Origin of the sequence: Candidatus Vampirococcus lugosii, assembly GCF_018420025.1 — a bacterium.
Taxonomy (GTDB): domain Bacteria; phylum Patescibacteriota; class Gracilibacteria; order Absconditabacterales; family Absconditicoccaceae; genus Vampirococcus; species Vampirococcus lugosii.
The window spans coordinates 1-15,583 of the sequence record NZ_JAEDAM010000019.1 but is presented as its reverse complement, the minus strand read 5'-3'; the positions used below and the strand labels follow the sequence as shown (position 1 = coordinate 15,583).

Here is a 15,583-nt window from a genome sequence, read left to right as displayed (position 1 = left end):
CACAAACATTATTTTCCCCAGTTGCACCTGTTCCATCTATAATACAAGGAAAGGTGGACTCACCAAATACACAAGCATTATCATCTTCTTCACCATCTACTACAGTATTTTTATAATAAGTTCTACTATCACCATGAGCAATAATAGCTCAATCTGGACCTGTACAATCATTAGGTGATTCAGTCTCTCTCCTTGCACTACAAGTTACTGGACTATGAGAAGGAGCGGTACAAGTCCATGCCCTAGTCTCTCCTTCATCAGGGAAAATTGGATTTGATGGATTTACTGTTCCTTCTGTACAAAAATCTTGTGTATCCCAACTTGTTTCATTCCAAGCATAAACTTTACCATTTTCATTTCAACATAGTGGTTGTGGATAAAAAGTCCCAGGATCATTTGTATAATCATATCTATTCCAATTATTAGTTAATTCATTTTTCCAACCAGAATCAGAGCAACCAGCTTGAAATCCATCATAAGCAATAAATCTATTAGAATTTAAAGCACCATCATCTCACCATAATATTGTCTTATCACCACTTGTATTTACAAATTCAAGTCAATTATTTGGCAAAGATGATCTATGTATTTCAGGCGAAACATCTCTAATCCCATCTTGTCAAGATTTTCTATTTACATACAATGAATTATATCATAGCCCAGTATAATTATCCAAACCAAAATAAATATTTGCTGGATCAGTATAAAATAACAAAGAACCTTTAGTATTAAATCTAAAAACTTTCTGCGAATTATTATTTTCATATATTATATTATCTCCTATTTTGAACTCCAAATCACAACTAACAAAATGTTTATCTGCTTTAGTAATTCATCAAATCAAAAGCAATAAAACAACAAAAAGCACTCCAAATATTTTTTTTATTTTTGTTTTCATATTTATTATTTTTCATTATATAAATATAATTAATTCTTAAATTATTAATTCCAAATATATTATATATAAATTAATTATATTTGTCAATACAAAAATTGTTTTTTTTCATAAATTTATTTTTTAATATAAGCAACTTATACACAAATATTTTTAATAAAACACATAATCATAAAAAATAAAAATTATTTTCATTAATTATTCTAAGTTTTGTAATTCTCTCTCCTGAGCATCCAACATTTGTTGAACTACTTTATTAAATGCCATATAATTATCTGAACCTTTTTCTCAACCACTAATAGCATGATCAATTTTTTCTCACAATGCATTCATAGGATTTAATCTATACAAAACATTACTTATCTCCGAATTAATACGACCAGCTATTCCCATTTCAGATCTAATTTCTTGAATTTCTTGAAGTTCTTGCATAAATTCACTTGCAAGCTGTTCAAACTCTGTTCTAGGATTTATAACATCAACATCTCAATCATAATCGTTATATTCATCATTTTCTACTAATTCTCAAAACTTATCTTCCATTTTTCATAATTTATCAACAGCACTTTTATATAATTCTTGCATAAACTTCGTATTTTCAGATAATTGATATTCTTCCATATCTAATCATTCTTTTATGGAATCTCTATCATCTAATTGTACATCTTTATTTTCTAATCACATTATTTATATATTATCAAATAAATTTTCAATATCTTTCATATCTTTTTTGTTTTCTTTTTGTTCTTTATGATTCAATATTTTCCTCCTAACTTTTGTATCCAACAAATCCAATCTTGATATCAATTCACTAAATCTTTCATTTCTTTTTTTTACTATTTCATTAATAGCATTTTCATCATCTACCGTAAGACATACATATATATCATTTATATCTTCAGGCGACATTTTATCAGAATCTTTCATAAAAAAATCACAAAATTCCTTATTTTCATAAGTTTTCAAAATTTCAATAATTTTTTCTTTTTTAGTACTATAGTCCATTATTATTAATTATAATTTATAAATATTATTTAATATATTTTTTTAAATATAAACAAAAAAGATATACACTATATAATATATATCTTTTTTTATTTTGCAAATAAATATTTAACTTTTTAAAAACTCATATTGATTTAAGTAAAAAAATTATTTTCTTAAATATTCTCTAAATATATATCATTGCCTAGTATCTTCAGAAACTAATTTAAATTTATCTTCAAACATAGGAAAATATTTATCTCAATCAACAACTTGAGGAATAAGACTTAAATAAATTTTATCTATTAAATTTCTTTCTATAAATTGAGTATAAACACTTTCTCATCATATAACCATAATTTCACTATCATCAGATTGATTTATATAATCAATAATCTCTTGCATACTAAAAAAAATATAACATCATTCAATTTTAATATTTTCTTTTGATAATATAATATTTTTTCTATTTTTTAATGGAAATCATATAGATTGATATGTTTTATATCACATTATAACAGTTTTACCTGAAGTAATTTTCTTAAAATTCTTCAAATCTTCTGGTACATTCCAAGGCAAAGAATTATTATTTCCAATAACTCTATTTAATGACATTGCAACAACTATTGAAATCATAATATTTTTTATTAAAAATATATTAAATACAACATTATTAAATAACAAAAATCAGTGTAGTTTTAAACTACACTTAAATATTAACATAAAAAATATTTATATTTTACTTAACATCCATAATTTCCATTTCATATCTTTTCCTAGGCGATCTAACACTTACTTTATCTCATTTTACTTTACCTGCAATAGCAGTTCATACTGGACAATCAAAACTTATAGATCAATCCAATATATCCACTTCTCAAGTTCAAACCATAGTAAATTTATATTCATTTCAATTTTCATCTTTAAGATGCACTATTGATCAATATTTAATAATTCATCATGTAGCTCATTCTTTAACTATTTCTACATTTTCAAGCATTCATTTAATTTCATTAATCCTAACCTCTACTAAATCTTTTTCAGACATAGCATCATCGTATTCAGAATTTTCAGAAATATCTCATTGTTCTATTGCTTCTTTTAATCTCTGCAAAACTTCAGGAAGTTTTTCCTTTTGTAACTCATCAAGTTCATTTAGTAACTTATTATAACCTACTTGAGTTAGATATTTTACTTTTTTTGACATATTTAAATATTTAAATTATATTGATAAAAAAAAATTATTTTGAATCTGATATTTCTCTTTTTAGATGATCAAATGCATGATTTATTAGATCATTAATATTTTTGAATGGAACAGAATTCTTGTAAACAATAATTTTTCAATCTAAATCAAATCTAAATGATGATTCATATTTTTCTTGTTTATTTTTTTTAATATCCATATCAATATGTACTTTTGAGTCTTTTTTTTCTAATATTTTTTTCAAATATCAATTAACTTTACCATTAATATTTTTATTTACAAGATCAATTATATCATTTTTAAGAACTTCAGTTATTCAATCAAATTTATAATTATAGTTTATAGCTTTATTTATGTTATCCATAATTTGTTTTTTTAATATTTATATGATAAATTTATTATAGTTCTTATAATATACTTAATTTTTTTCAAAAATCAACAAATTTATTTAATTTTTATTTCTACATATTTATACAATCATTTTTTAAATTGTGATTTTATTAAATTATTTCTTGTATTTTGTAAAATTTTTATTATACATTAAGTTGATGGTGAGGTGGCTGAGTGGTCGAAAGCGCATGTTTGGAGTACATGTGTACAATTTATTTGTACCATGGGTTCGAATCCCATCCTCACCGTTTGACAATATATTAATTAAATATTAATATATTTTTTTTATAAAAAAACTTCCTATGAAATTCATAGGAAGAAAAGAAAAAATGAGAAATTCTAGTGATTAGATTTCACGATAGGAATCTCCCTTAATTTTGGATAAATTCCCGTTATAGCTGTTAGTATCCTTGCACTTGTATCATTGCCAAGTAAAATCCTTTCACCCGAAAAGAAAGGCTTGCCTTCATTTGAAAGAAAGCAAGTTTCTACTTTCCTAAATGTCCTTAATTTCAAGAATTTCTCTATACTTGCTATAGAAATATCCAAAGGATACTCATAAACAAATGTAGTAAAATCCTTGTTTCTGGCATTAACCGAATTTAGACTAATACTTAACATGACTGCCTCCAAATATGAAGCTTACAAGGGATTTACTTTATAAACATTTTTAATAATTTGTCAAGTCAAAATACTTTTTTTATAAACTTAATTACTTTTATCTTATTTAAATCCACTCTTATAATTACCCACTCTACTCTTTAGAAAGGTAAATCTTCATCCTCTTCTTCATTTACTACTTCAGTTTGCGATGTTTTTTGTGTATTATTATTATCTTGAGGATTATATATTTCCATATACCAATTTCATTTACTAGATTTTTTTAAACTTATATTTGCCCATCATTTTTCATTAAACACAAGTTTGTCTAGATCTTCTTTTGTTATTCATATACTATACATAGTTCAATAATTATTTGTCATCTCTTTCACATTCCCAAAAAAAACTTTATCCGCCATTGTGTAATAATTAATTTTAATAAATAAATTTTTGATAATTAAAGTAATATCTATATAATTAATTTTTCCTTATCTTCAAGAGATTTTTTATTTTTTTTATAATATATCGTTTCAATTAAAAACAATTTAAATAAAATATTAAAAAATATAATCATACAAAAATCAAAAAACATTATATTGACTTTTTATTATTAGTAATTATATATTATATTTTAATTTAAATATTTAATATTTAATAAATATGGGCTTAGAAAATAGTATTCCTGTAAATAATATCAATAATATAAAGAATAATAACGATAATTTAAAAAAAATAGCACATGAAATGTTTCTTGCTGTTTGAGATGATGTTGAAAATATTATTGAAAATGAAAATATTAAAGAATTTTTTTCTTTTTTAAAATCAAAAAATTTAAATAATATTTGAATTTTTTTTGATTCTATAAGAAATTTTTGATATATGACTAAAATGGTTAATGTATGATGAGTAGATGATTTGATAGAAGTATGTAATGATATGTTTAATATATTAAAATCTGATGATAAATATTATGAATTTTTTGTTAATAAATATAAAGATTTTTTAAATCTTTTGGAAAATATTGGAGTTGATATTGATTATGAAGAAGATATTATAAGATACAAATGAAATTCTGAAATATTTGATATTGTTTTGTCTTTTTGTTATTGGTTAACTTCTTTGAATAGAACATTAGCATTTTCATACAGAAATGTACATAATGATGATAAATTTATTTTCAAATTTAAAAAACCAAATTTTTTAAGAAATTATTCTAATTTTTCAGATGAACTAAAAGATATATGTCTTATAAATAATGATAAAATATGAATATATGAATATATTGATATATTATATATAATAGATTATTTTGCTATTTCAAATATAGATTTTACTAAAAACAATATTTTAATAGATCAGCTTTACAATCTTTTTAATAAAAAATTATCTTTACCAAAAATAATTTATAATGATATATGTGATTTTTTAATTTCTTGGAACAAAAACTGTCCTACTACTGCCGTTTTAAATTATGAAAAGAAAAGAATTAGAGATTTTTATATATCTCAAGAATTTTTTGATAGATTTTCTTTTTATATAAAAGATTTATTTAATAAAAATAAATATTATAATAATTTATTATCCTTTTTTGATGATAAAGATTATATAGAATCTAATTTTATTTTCTTTTATGAAAATAATTTTGATAAAAAATTTTTGGAAATTATATTTTCAATATGAAATTTGAATGATTTAAATATATCAAATATGCAAATTAAATCATTTTATAAAATGTATAATAAATGAAATATATTAAATAAAGATGATATTTTAGAACTTGTAAAAAAAGATGAAGTTTTATTAAATTTACAATTTCTTAATTCACTTTCAAATGAAGATAAAAAATATTTATTTGAAAAATTTGATTATGATTTTTTGATTCAAAATCAAGATTTTTTTAATTCATATTGAAGTTATATATTAGATTTTATGTATTTTTTGGATTTAGATTTTATACATAAAAATATTAATAATAGATTATGATTTAATAATATAGTTAAATTATTGGATGCTGATTTATGTTTTATCAAAAATTTATTATCATATAACATAAATTTAGTTGAAAAAATATTTGAACTACAAAATAAAACTGAAGTTATAAATTTTGTACAAGCTATAGTGAAAATTAAATGAAATATATCTAAATTACAAAATTTTGAAGAATTTTTTGATCCAACTTATAAAAAAACTGTTGATAAATATGTATATGAAATTAAAGATTATTATGAAAATAATAAAAACGATATATTCAAAACTATAAATAATATTAATAAATTTAATAATTATTTTGATAAAATTATAAATTCTTACAATATAGAAAATGAATATCAAAATAGAAGCAAAATATTTAAATACCAAAAAGATAAACTTTCTGATTATTTATATATACAAAATAAATTTTGAAAAAATTCAATAAAAATTAATACTTGGAAAAGCTTTTTTGAAAATAATGAAAACGATTACAGTATTTTATTTTCAGTTCTTTATAAGTTAGCTTTTCGTTCAAATATAGATGATATTAATATGAATTTACTTATAAATAAATATTTTAGTAATAAATACATTTTTGAAGAATTTATATTGAATTATGATTTTGATGATTGTAATTGTTTAAGTGATTTTTTATATTCAATTGATAATCATAATACTAATAATTCTATTATATCAAATATTTATAATATATTACAAAATTATGAAATTGATACTCATTCTATAATTGAAAACTTGGATAATATTAATAATTGATATTATAACTTTTTTCAAATATTATCATTTTTGGAAAATAGATGATTATTGAAATATATAGATTCTGAAAATAATTCAAATTGATGAATTTGGTATTATTTTGAAAATATTATGAATAATCTAAATTTGGAAAAATTAGATATCTTTTTTGTCAATATAAAAAATATAAATTTTTTATCAAATATTATAAATCATAATTTAATAATTAAAAATTTTTTATCTTTGTATAATATTGATTTTTTTATAAAATCTATTGATGAAGAAAAAATTAATTTTTTACTAGATTTATTCTGTTCACAAAATATTAATCAAGATTTACTTAATAAAAATTTATCAAATATATCTCATAATTTATTTAATTTCTTGTTTGGAATTAATAAATATTTTTCAATAGATGAAATAATAGAAAAAAATTCTAATGAATTACAAGATAATACAGTAGATTATGATAATATTTTGAAATATTTCAGAAAAGATTTATCCTCAAATGATATGGTTTTAATATTGAAAAAATTTGGTTTTGAAGAAGATAGACAAAACTCTACTTCTCACAGAATTATGAAACATAAAGAAAATAATGCTACATTACCAGTTCCTATGTGAAAAAAAGATATTTGTATATGAACTTTATTTAGTGTTTTCAAAAGAGCCGATTCAATACTTAATTCTTAAAATAAATTTTAGTTTAATTTCAAAATCCTATATTAAAATAAATATTACATAATAAAACAATAAAATATCTACAAAAAATGAAATAATTAACAATATTTTCATTTTTTTGTTTAATGAAAAATATTTGTATGTATAAAATAAAATCAAAATATTAATAATTATTAATATAGATAAAATTATAAATTTAATATAATTTTCTACAAAATATTTTTTTAATTTATTATAAAAATCATCTTTTTCATAAACTCAACTACTTGCAACATCTACTGTTTTAGCTCCAAATCAAGCTCTACCAAATCAAGTATTAGATTCTTCCATAGAATATGTACCTATATTTTGTTCAATATCATTACTTGAATCAGTATCAAACATTTCTACATCTTCAGAAATTTGATCTAGACTTCTATTTTTTGCAAAATTTTGTATACTATTTTCTTGAATTTCTTCATTTTCTTCAAAATTTCAAACTTCTTGATTTTCAATATTATTAAGTCAAATATTTATGTTTTTTTGATTTTCTTGATTTACAAAACTATTTTTATTTATTTCATAAAAATAAAATCAAAAAACAAATATTAATAATATAGCAAAACTTGGTAATGCATAAAATTTAAACTTACTCAAAAAACTATGTTTTTTGTAAATAGTTTGCTTCAATATATTATCTTTTATATCTTTTGATAATTTTATTTCTTGATAATTATCTTTTGAAAGTAGTTTTGATAAATCAAGCTTTTTTTTCATACTAAAATATTTTATAGTAAAATAAATTTTATAAATCAAAATTAAGTGCATCTTTCAAAACATCATCCGAGTTTATGATATCTTTCAATTTATTTCTTGCTCTAGTAAGACTAGTTCATACAGCTCATTTTGATATTCAAATAATATATGCAATTTCATCATAAGATTTTTGTTCAAAATATGATAATATAATTATATGTTTAGATTTATGATCCAATTTTTCAAGTATTTGATAAATTAATTTTTGTTTATAATTATTTTCAAGATCATTCTCATCAAATGCTTCTCATATATCATACGAAATATTATCCAAAGAACTTTCACTTAAATTGTTTTTATTTTTCCTAATCCAATCAATACAGCAATTATGTGCCAATCTATAAAGCCATGGTTCAAATTTTTGTTCATTATCAAATTTATTTAATTTGTTCCAAACATGAAGAAAAACTTCTTGAGTAAGATCTTGAGAAATTTTTTTATCAAAATTAAAATGGTAAAAAATATATCTATATATTTTATCAGAATATCTATCCAACAATAAAGAAAAAATATTTTTATTTCAATCAATTATTTTTTGTAAAATTTCATTATCACTTAATAATTCATTTTCATTTTGTTCATCAAAAAAATTATTTACAAAAAAATGTAAACAAGTTCCCAAGAATAATTCAGATAAATTAATAGTTGAATTCATTAATCAAAAAATTTTAAAAATAAATTAAACTCATACTTTATAATAAATTTCTTTTTCTACTAATTCTTTTTTTCTTCCCCATTTAAGAGAAGAAATTTCTTTTATTACTTTAATTTTTTCAGGAGAATTTATAAAAGGAGTAAATGGATTTAAAGTTGCAATACTAAAAGGTTTAGTAGGCTGACTATCTACAGATAATCTCATAACTCATTTGTATTTATCCATATTTACCAAATCAGATTTGCTAAATTCTGGTGCAAAAACTCTTTCCAAAAATTCTGCATCTTCAGGTCATACTTTGTATGCCATAATACTTCAAACATTACCAAAAATAGCTTTTGACAAATCCAAATCTCATCATAATCAATGAGATCTAAGTTGATCAATATATTGATGAGCTACAGTAAGTCATAATTTATATTTTCTTGCTTCAGATAATATACTTTCTATAGATTGACTTACATAATTTTGAAATTCATCTATATACAAATAAAAAGGAATTCTTTCATTTTCAGGCATAGATGCTCTTTGTAATGCTGCAACTTTTACTTGTGTAGTAATAATTCTACCGATAAGTTCAGAATTTATTTCTCACAATTTTCATTTACTTAAATTTACTAACAAAACTTTATTTTCTTGCATAACTTGAGACATTTTGAAAGATGATTCAGTTTGTCATATTATATTTCTCAAAATAGGAGTAGTAGTAAATTGTCCAAATTTAGCTTGAAAAAAAGGAATAGCTTCAGCCTTTTCTCTATCTCACATAGCTGCATAAGTTTTTTCCCACCAATTTCTTACTACTGGATTTTTTACATTTTTAAGTTTAGTTTTTTGGAAAGCTTCATCTGCAAAAAGTCTTACAATCTCTACCATAGTTCATCAATCAGGTTGATCCATAAGTGTTAATGCACCATTTCTAAAATAATCTTGAATTCTAGGACCAAAAATTTCATGTCAATAAAGATTAACAAACATATCTACCAAATCACTTACAACTACATCTTTTTGTTCTTCATTTTCTGCTTCAAAAGCATTTAATCATATAGGATTTTGAAAATCTGCTGCATCAAAATAAATAAGATCATTAATTCTTTCTTTGGGAAAATATCATAAAAGACTTTCACATAAATCCCCATGAGGATCTATCATACAAAATCATCTTCAATTAATTAAATCATCTTTTGCTTGTACAGTAAGCATTGTTGATTTACCAGTACCAGTTTGACCAATACAATAAAAATGTCTAAATCTATCTTCCGGTTTTACTCTAATTTTCTTATTAACTCAAGAATATAAATTATTTCATATATATAATCAATCAGAAGGAATAGTATCAGGTGCTGGAACTATTTTAAAATTTTGCCATCTAATTCTTGGATTTTTATTAAATTTGGAATGAGGAAAATGATAAAGAGAAGAAAGTTCTTTGATACTAAATATATGACCTTTTTCTGTTTTGAGAATATTTCTTATATTAGTTTGTAAACTAATAGGAGATTTATAAATAAAATTATATAAAAAATCATCTAAATTTTTTGGTTTTTTTACAGATAATTTATTTAATCATGCATAATTATATTGACTTAAAGATCTTTGAATATCTCTCAAAAATTTATCTGCTCTATTTTGATCAGGACTTATTGCTAATGTTCTAATCTTTACATTAAAAAATTCTCATTCTCATTTTTTATCTATATCTTGTGTTTGTGAAGATGTATATTTACTTTTTTCTTCTCACTTTGATTCTCATTCATCAGAATTAAAATCAAATATTTTTTTAATTAATCAAAAAATTGACTTTTTTTTACTTGTCTTACAAGCTTCTACTGCTTTTGAAAAATTAGATTGTTCTCAATCGGATAATGGACTTATTACAAATTGTAAAATTAATTTTTCATCCCAATTAGTTTTTGAAAATGAAGATAAAATACTATCTATAGGATCAGCTTCAAAATCATCATAAATTTTGATCGGTAAAGTATCAGACTTGGAAAGAACTATATCTCAAGCAGAAACACAATTTCATGCATTTAATATTTTATTTTGTGAAATTTTATCTACTACAGATCAAGGATAAAATGATGAAATTAATTTTTCAAATGATTCAACATAATCTTGAGGAATTCACATTATATAATTTATCATTTCTTTTTCTACAATCATTTCTAATACTATGAAATTTTGACCAAACTTAGTACTCATATAATCTCCAGAATAAACTGATCACAAATTTTTGTACAATTGATTCATTATTTCAATATTTTGTTTCATAGAAGAAGTTTGATCAGTTCATTCAGAATTATTACTAGAAATTTTTACTTGAATAAATCTAATATCATCTGCTTTTTTTAGTATATTTTTTTTCTTCATATGAAAAATTAAATATTTTATCAAAAAGAAAAAAAATAAAAACAATATAGATAATATAATAAAAAAAATTAACATATTTGTATTTTTTGTAAAAAAATATTAAATTAAACTAAACTTTAAATTAAAGTATATAATAATTATTTTAATAAAAAATTCAAATATAAAAGTATTTTTACTTGATTTTATTATTTAAAAAATTATTATACTATTTCATTTTATTAAATTAATTGTATTATAATTATGAATAATAAAACTCTATTTTTACTTCCTTTTGTATCAATTTTTGTTTTATCAGGTTGTATTTGATGAAATTCTGAAGAAGAGAATGAACAAACTAATAATAATCAAACTAGTGATAAAAATGATGAAGTTATAGATTTTTCAATTGAATATAATTTGCCAGATAATTCAGTAGCTTTTTTGGATTGAAAAATTAGTTTGGACAATAAATGAATAATTACATCAATAAATGTAGATCCTAAAAATCCATCACAAGAAGCATTTGCTCAGGAAGTTAATGATGAAGTAGTTTGATTAATTCCATCTGAAGTTCAAATAAGTGATACTTTGTGATGAGCTAGTTTAACTACAGAAGCTTTCCAAGAATTTGTATCTAATTTGTAATAAATTTATGAAAAAATATATATTATTATTAATACAGTCAATTTTTCAATTACCTTTAATTATTTCTTTTTTGAAATTAGATTTGGAAAATATTTTTTATTTAAATCAATTTTTTTGGTATACAATATTAGTGTATATAATTTTTTCTGTTTTTTTCTTGCTTTTCTTTAAAGAAAAAAAATCTTTAAAAAATTTTTCTATATTTTCTATAAGTTTAATAATTTTATTAATTCCTTGAATAATATTATGATATTTTTTTGCAAATACTATGCAATCTTATGATAATAGTATATTAAGAATTTCAGGTAAAATAGCTTTTTTTTATTTGTCTATGGCACTATTGATTAATCCATTATCTTATTTTGTTAGTGATAAATATTATAGTAAATTAATATTTATTAGAAAAATATTTGGAATATTATCATTTTTATTTTTTATGATTCATTTGTTAAATTATATTGAACTTGAAAGATATTATCATTTTTGAGATTCAAGTTTATTGGAGTATATATTCAAAAATATTAAAAATAGAATGGATGCATTAACTTGACTTATTGCTTGATTTATAATGTTAATTTTATGAATAAGTTCAAATAATTTTTCTCAAAAAATTCTAGGTTCTATTTGGAAATGAATTCATTATATGGTGTATCCATTATTTTTATTGAGTATGATTCATATAGCTTTTGCTAGTAGGATTGATTTATTTTATATGATTTTGTTTTCAAGTGTTATTATTTTTAGAACTATTGTTTTTTTCAAAAAAAATTCTGTATACAAAAATATTAAAGCTTGAAAAACTACTAAATATATATGTATAGTTTGTTGATATATTTATGATGAAAATAAAGGAGATCCAGATTGAGGTTTACTTCCTTGAACTAAATTTGAAGACATTCCAAATGATTGGGTTTGTCCTTTATGTTGAGTTAGCAAAAAAGATTTTATCCCTTATTATGAAGAAAAACAAAATTATAAAAAAGTTGAAATAGCAGAAATTCATTATCTTACTAAAGATGTAATTAAATTAGTTATAAAATCAAATTCTAATTTGGAATATTTTGATTGACAATTTATTAAATTTGTGCTTGAAGATTTTGATTGAGAATTTATAAGACAGTATAGTATAGCAGATAAAAGCTGATTAAATTTTACTTTTTTTATAAAACTTAAAGCAAATGGTAGAGCTAGTAAATTATTTCCAAAATTAAATAAATGAGATAATTTAAAAATTGCTTGAATTTTTGGTGAATTTAAATTAAAAATTAATAATAAATCAAAAGTTTTTTTGGCAACTTGAACGGGTTTGGCACCTATATATTCTATGATCAATAATCCAAATATTAAAAACTGTAAAAAATATTTGCACTTTTGAGTAGCTAATCAAAATGATTTATTTTATTTAGATGAATTGAAAAAAATAGAAAATTTGGAAATCAATATTTATTTATCAAAAGAAAATATAAATATATATAATTATTGAAGAATTAATGTTGAAAATTTCAAATATGATAAAGAAATAGAATTTTACATATGTTGAAATCCTTGATTAGTAATAGAATCAAAAGAAAAATTAATTAAAATGTGATATGAAAATATTTATTATGAAAAATTTGAATAATGCAAAAATTATCTATTATAATTACATTAATATTGTTGTTATCTTTTTTATCGTATTCATTACATATTATTTCTGAAGAAAATAAATGTACATCAGTTAGAGCTTTTCAATCAATTTGTCGTTAATCTCAATTTTGTAGACCAAATCCTTGATTAAATAAAAGATTTAAAAGGAAATAAAAATATTATGATTATTAGCACTTAAAAAAATAAAATACAAAAATATAAAATAATTTATAGTTAATATATAACTAATTATTTTTAAATAAAAGTCAATAAAAAATTATTCTAATCTTCTGATTATTATTATTTTTTATTGATTAAAAAACACTGAAAACTAATTTCAGTATTTTTTATACATATTTTGTGATACTTTTCAAGTAATTGCACATCTAAGCTTCTGAAAATAATATCTTCACATTTCAAATAATTCTACTCACTTATAGTATTAGTTCCTTTTTAATTAGGTAATTCCCATTTATCAGGTAATAAAAAATTACATATTTCTTTCATAAAAAACATTTCTTTTTTCTTTGATTTTTTATCTACTATTATTTTTAAATAATCATCATATAATGTGTTTTTTGGAGGATTAGAATTATATATTTTATTTAATAAATATTTCCACATTCACAAAACCCTAATAAGATTATCATCATCTTCATTTTCAATAAAATAATTACAATTTACTCTCATATAGTTTTCCAAACTAGATTGTTTTTCTTGTAATGGATTTGTAATTAAATTGGAACAATACAAATATCAACATATTTCATTATACAATAATGTATCATTTACAGATAATGAAAGTGGTCATTTTTTTATATACTCCATTCATTGATTAAGCAATTCATAATCACTTTGCTGTAACCATATATCAATTGCTTCATCACTTTCATTTGATAATATATATGCTAAAGTATAAGATAAAGAAAATTTTTGTAATATATAAGAATCATAAATTTTACTATCAACAATTTTTCTTAATATTCAAAAATAAGAACTTTTTATATCACTTATATTATTGGTTTTGTATCATTCATCTATAACATTTAGTTCTTTACATATATTTTCCAAAAAAATTTCTGCACTATCTTTATCTTTTTTAGAATTTAAAATTGTTTGTAGTACAATTCATTTTTTATCCAATATAGACTGATCATTAGGAGTTATTTCCAATGCTATATCAAGAAATTTAATAGATTCTTCATATCTTCATAATCTATATAATGCTAATGCTTTATCAACTATTACTTTAGTATCATTAGGATTTTTTTCTAATACTTTGTCATAACATTCAATAGCTTCTTCATATCTTCATATAAAGATTAATGCTAGTCATTTATTATTTAAAGTAATAGCATAATTTGAGGTTATTTCTAATGCTTTATCATAAGATTCAATAGCTTCTTCATATCTTCATAAATTATGCAATGCTAATCATTTATTGTTTAAAATATTAGTACTATTAGATTCTAACTTTAAAAGTTTATCATAAGATTCAATAGCTTCCTCATACCTTCATAAATATTGCAATAGACTTCATTTATTACTCAAAGTAGTAGTATAATTTGGATCTATTTCCAATACTTTATCATAATATTCAATAGCTTCTTCATATTTTCATGAATCATATAATGCTAATCATTTATTATTCAAACTAACTATATCATCATTATCTAATGTTTTGTTATCATATTGTGTATTTTTTTTATAATCCATTATTTTGTTTTTATTTTTAAAATATAAATGTATATATACATTACATATTAATTTTTAAAAATCAATAGAAATTTATTTTAAATTTTAAAATATTTTATTTTTGTTTAATCTCATCTTTGTAAACAGAAAATATTTTATTTTGTAGTGGCGAGTATTATTGTATTTTCTCTTGAAATTATGATTTTTTTTATTATAATGAAATATATTATTTTTTATCTTTTATTATTTTAAGTGGTAATAATTATAATATGTTTATTAAAAAAAGTACTCGCAAATATAATTGAAAAACTTATGTCACTCATTATCTTGTTGA

General features: G+C 20.7%; 14 protein-coding genes, 1 tRNA gene and 1 pseudogene. 5 read left to right on the top strand and 11 right to left on the bottom strand.

Annotated elements, in window-relative coordinates; translation table 25 throughout:
* The 6 genes from VAMP_RS02245 to VAMP_RS02220 all read right to left on the bottom strand — a co-directional run.
* Positions 1-898: hypothetical protein (locus VAMP_RS02245; protein WP_213348785.1), on the bottom strand; the 898-nt coding region annotated here is incomplete at its 3' end.
* A gap of 195 nt (positions 899-1,093) precedes the next feature.
* The gene (locus VAMP_RS02240; RefSeq protein ID WP_213348783.1) at positions 1,094-1,579 is read right to left on the bottom strand and encodes a hypothetical protein; all 486 of its coding nucleotides are present in this window, start codon (positions 1,577-1,579) and stop codon (positions 1,094-1,096) included.
* 3 nt (positions 1,580-1,582) lie between these two features.
* Complete coding sequence (locus VAMP_RS02235) at positions 1,583-1,900, bottom strand: hypothetical protein (RefSeq protein WP_213348781.1); 318 nt, start codon at positions 1,898-1,900, stop codon at positions 1,583-1,585.
* 147 nt (positions 1,901-2,047) lie between these two features.
* Positions 2,048-2,515 carry a dihydrofolate reductase gene (locus VAMP_RS02230; RefSeq protein WP_213348779.1) on the bottom strand — a complete coding sequence of 156 codons (468 nt, stop codon included), beginning with the start codon at positions 2,513-2,515 and terminating at the stop codon, positions 2,048-2,050.
* 103 nt (positions 2,516-2,618) lie between these two features.
* On the bottom strand, positions 2,619-3,086 hold the full coding sequence (gene greA, locus VAMP_RS02225; protein WP_213348777.1) for a transcription elongation factor GreA: 468 nt from the start codon (positions 3,084-3,086) through the stop codon (positions 2,619-2,621).
* 34 nt (positions 3,087-3,120) lie between these two features.
* Positions 3,121-3,450: a hypothetical protein gene (locus VAMP_RS02220; protein ID WP_213348775.1), complete on the bottom strand. Its 330-nt coding sequence runs from the start codon at positions 3,448-3,450 to the stop codon at positions 3,121-3,123.
* Between the two features lie 186 nt (positions 3,451-3,636).
* Here VAMP_RS02220 and VAMP_RS02215 point away from each other — a divergent pair.
* Positions 3,637-3,724 (top strand) — tRNA-Ser (locus VAMP_RS02215).
* 513 nt (positions 3,725-4,237) lie between these two features.
* Here the strand turns inward: VAMP_RS02215 and VAMP_RS02210 are convergent.
* Complete coding sequence (locus VAMP_RS02210) at positions 4,238-4,495, bottom strand: hypothetical protein (protein ID WP_213348773.1); 258 nt, start codon at positions 4,493-4,495, stop codon at positions 4,238-4,240.
* Positions 4,496-4,736: 241 nt separating this feature from the next.
* On the opposite strand from VAMP_RS02210, the gene VAMP_RS02205 reads away from it, so the two are divergent.
* The gene (locus VAMP_RS02205; RefSeq protein WP_213348771.1) at positions 4,737-7,493 is read left to right on the top strand and encodes a type II toxin-antitoxin system HicA family toxin; all 2,757 of its coding nucleotides are present in this window, start codon (positions 4,737-4,739) and stop codon (positions 7,491-7,493) included.
* A 27-nt stretch (positions 7,494-7,520) separates the two neighbouring features.
* Here VAMP_RS02205 and VAMP_RS02200 read toward each other — a convergent pair whose 3' ends face one another.
* From VAMP_RS02200 to VAMP_RS02190, 3 genes are read right to left on the bottom strand one after another with little or no spacing between them, the layout of a single operon-like run.
* Complete coding sequence (locus VAMP_RS02200) at positions 7,521-8,237, bottom strand: hypothetical protein (RefSeq protein ID WP_213348769.1); 717 nt, start codon at positions 8,235-8,237, stop codon at positions 7,521-7,523.
* 28 nt (positions 8,238-8,265) lie between these two features.
* Complete coding sequence (locus VAMP_RS02195; protein ID WP_213348767.1) at positions 8,266-8,931, bottom strand: RNA polymerase sigma factor; 666 nt, start codon at positions 8,929-8,931, stop codon at positions 8,266-8,268.
* 24 nt (positions 8,932-8,955) lie between these two features.
* Positions 8,956-11,304, bottom strand: coding sequence for a type IV secretory system conjugative DNA transfer family protein (locus tag VAMP_RS02190; protein WP_213348765.1), 2,349 nt, complete (start codon positions 11,302-11,304; stop codon positions 8,956-8,958).
* Positions 11,305-11,544: 240 nt separating this feature from the next.
* Here VAMP_RS02190 and VAMP_RS02185 point away from each other — a divergent pair, with 240 nt between their 5' ends.
* From VAMP_RS02185 to VAMP_RS06660, 3 genes and pseudogenes are all read left to right on the top strand, one after another.
* Entirely contained in the window at positions 11,545-11,928 is a 384-nt protein-coding gene (locus tag VAMP_RS02185) for a hypothetical protein (RefSeq protein ID WP_213348763.1), read from the top strand.
* Between the two features lie 805 nt (positions 11,929-12,733).
* Positions 12,734-12,883 (top strand): annotated as a pseudogene (rd, locus tag VAMP_RS02180) (rubredoxin); the annotation flags it as partial.
* 665 nt (positions 12,884-13,548) lie between these two features.
* A complete protein-coding gene (locus tag VAMP_RS06660) occupies positions 13,549-13,674 on the top strand; it encodes a hypothetical protein (RefSeq protein WP_275052387.1) in 126 nt (41 codons plus the stop codon).
* A 333-nt stretch (positions 13,675-14,007) separates the two neighbouring features.
* Here VAMP_RS06660 and VAMP_RS02175 read toward each other — a convergent pair whose 3' ends face one another.
* Complete coding sequence (locus VAMP_RS02175; RefSeq protein WP_213348760.1) at positions 14,008-15,270, bottom strand: tetratricopeptide repeat protein; 1,263 nt, start codon at positions 15,268-15,270, stop codon at positions 14,008-14,010.
* Between the last annotated feature and the right edge of the window lie 313 nt (positions 15,271-15,583).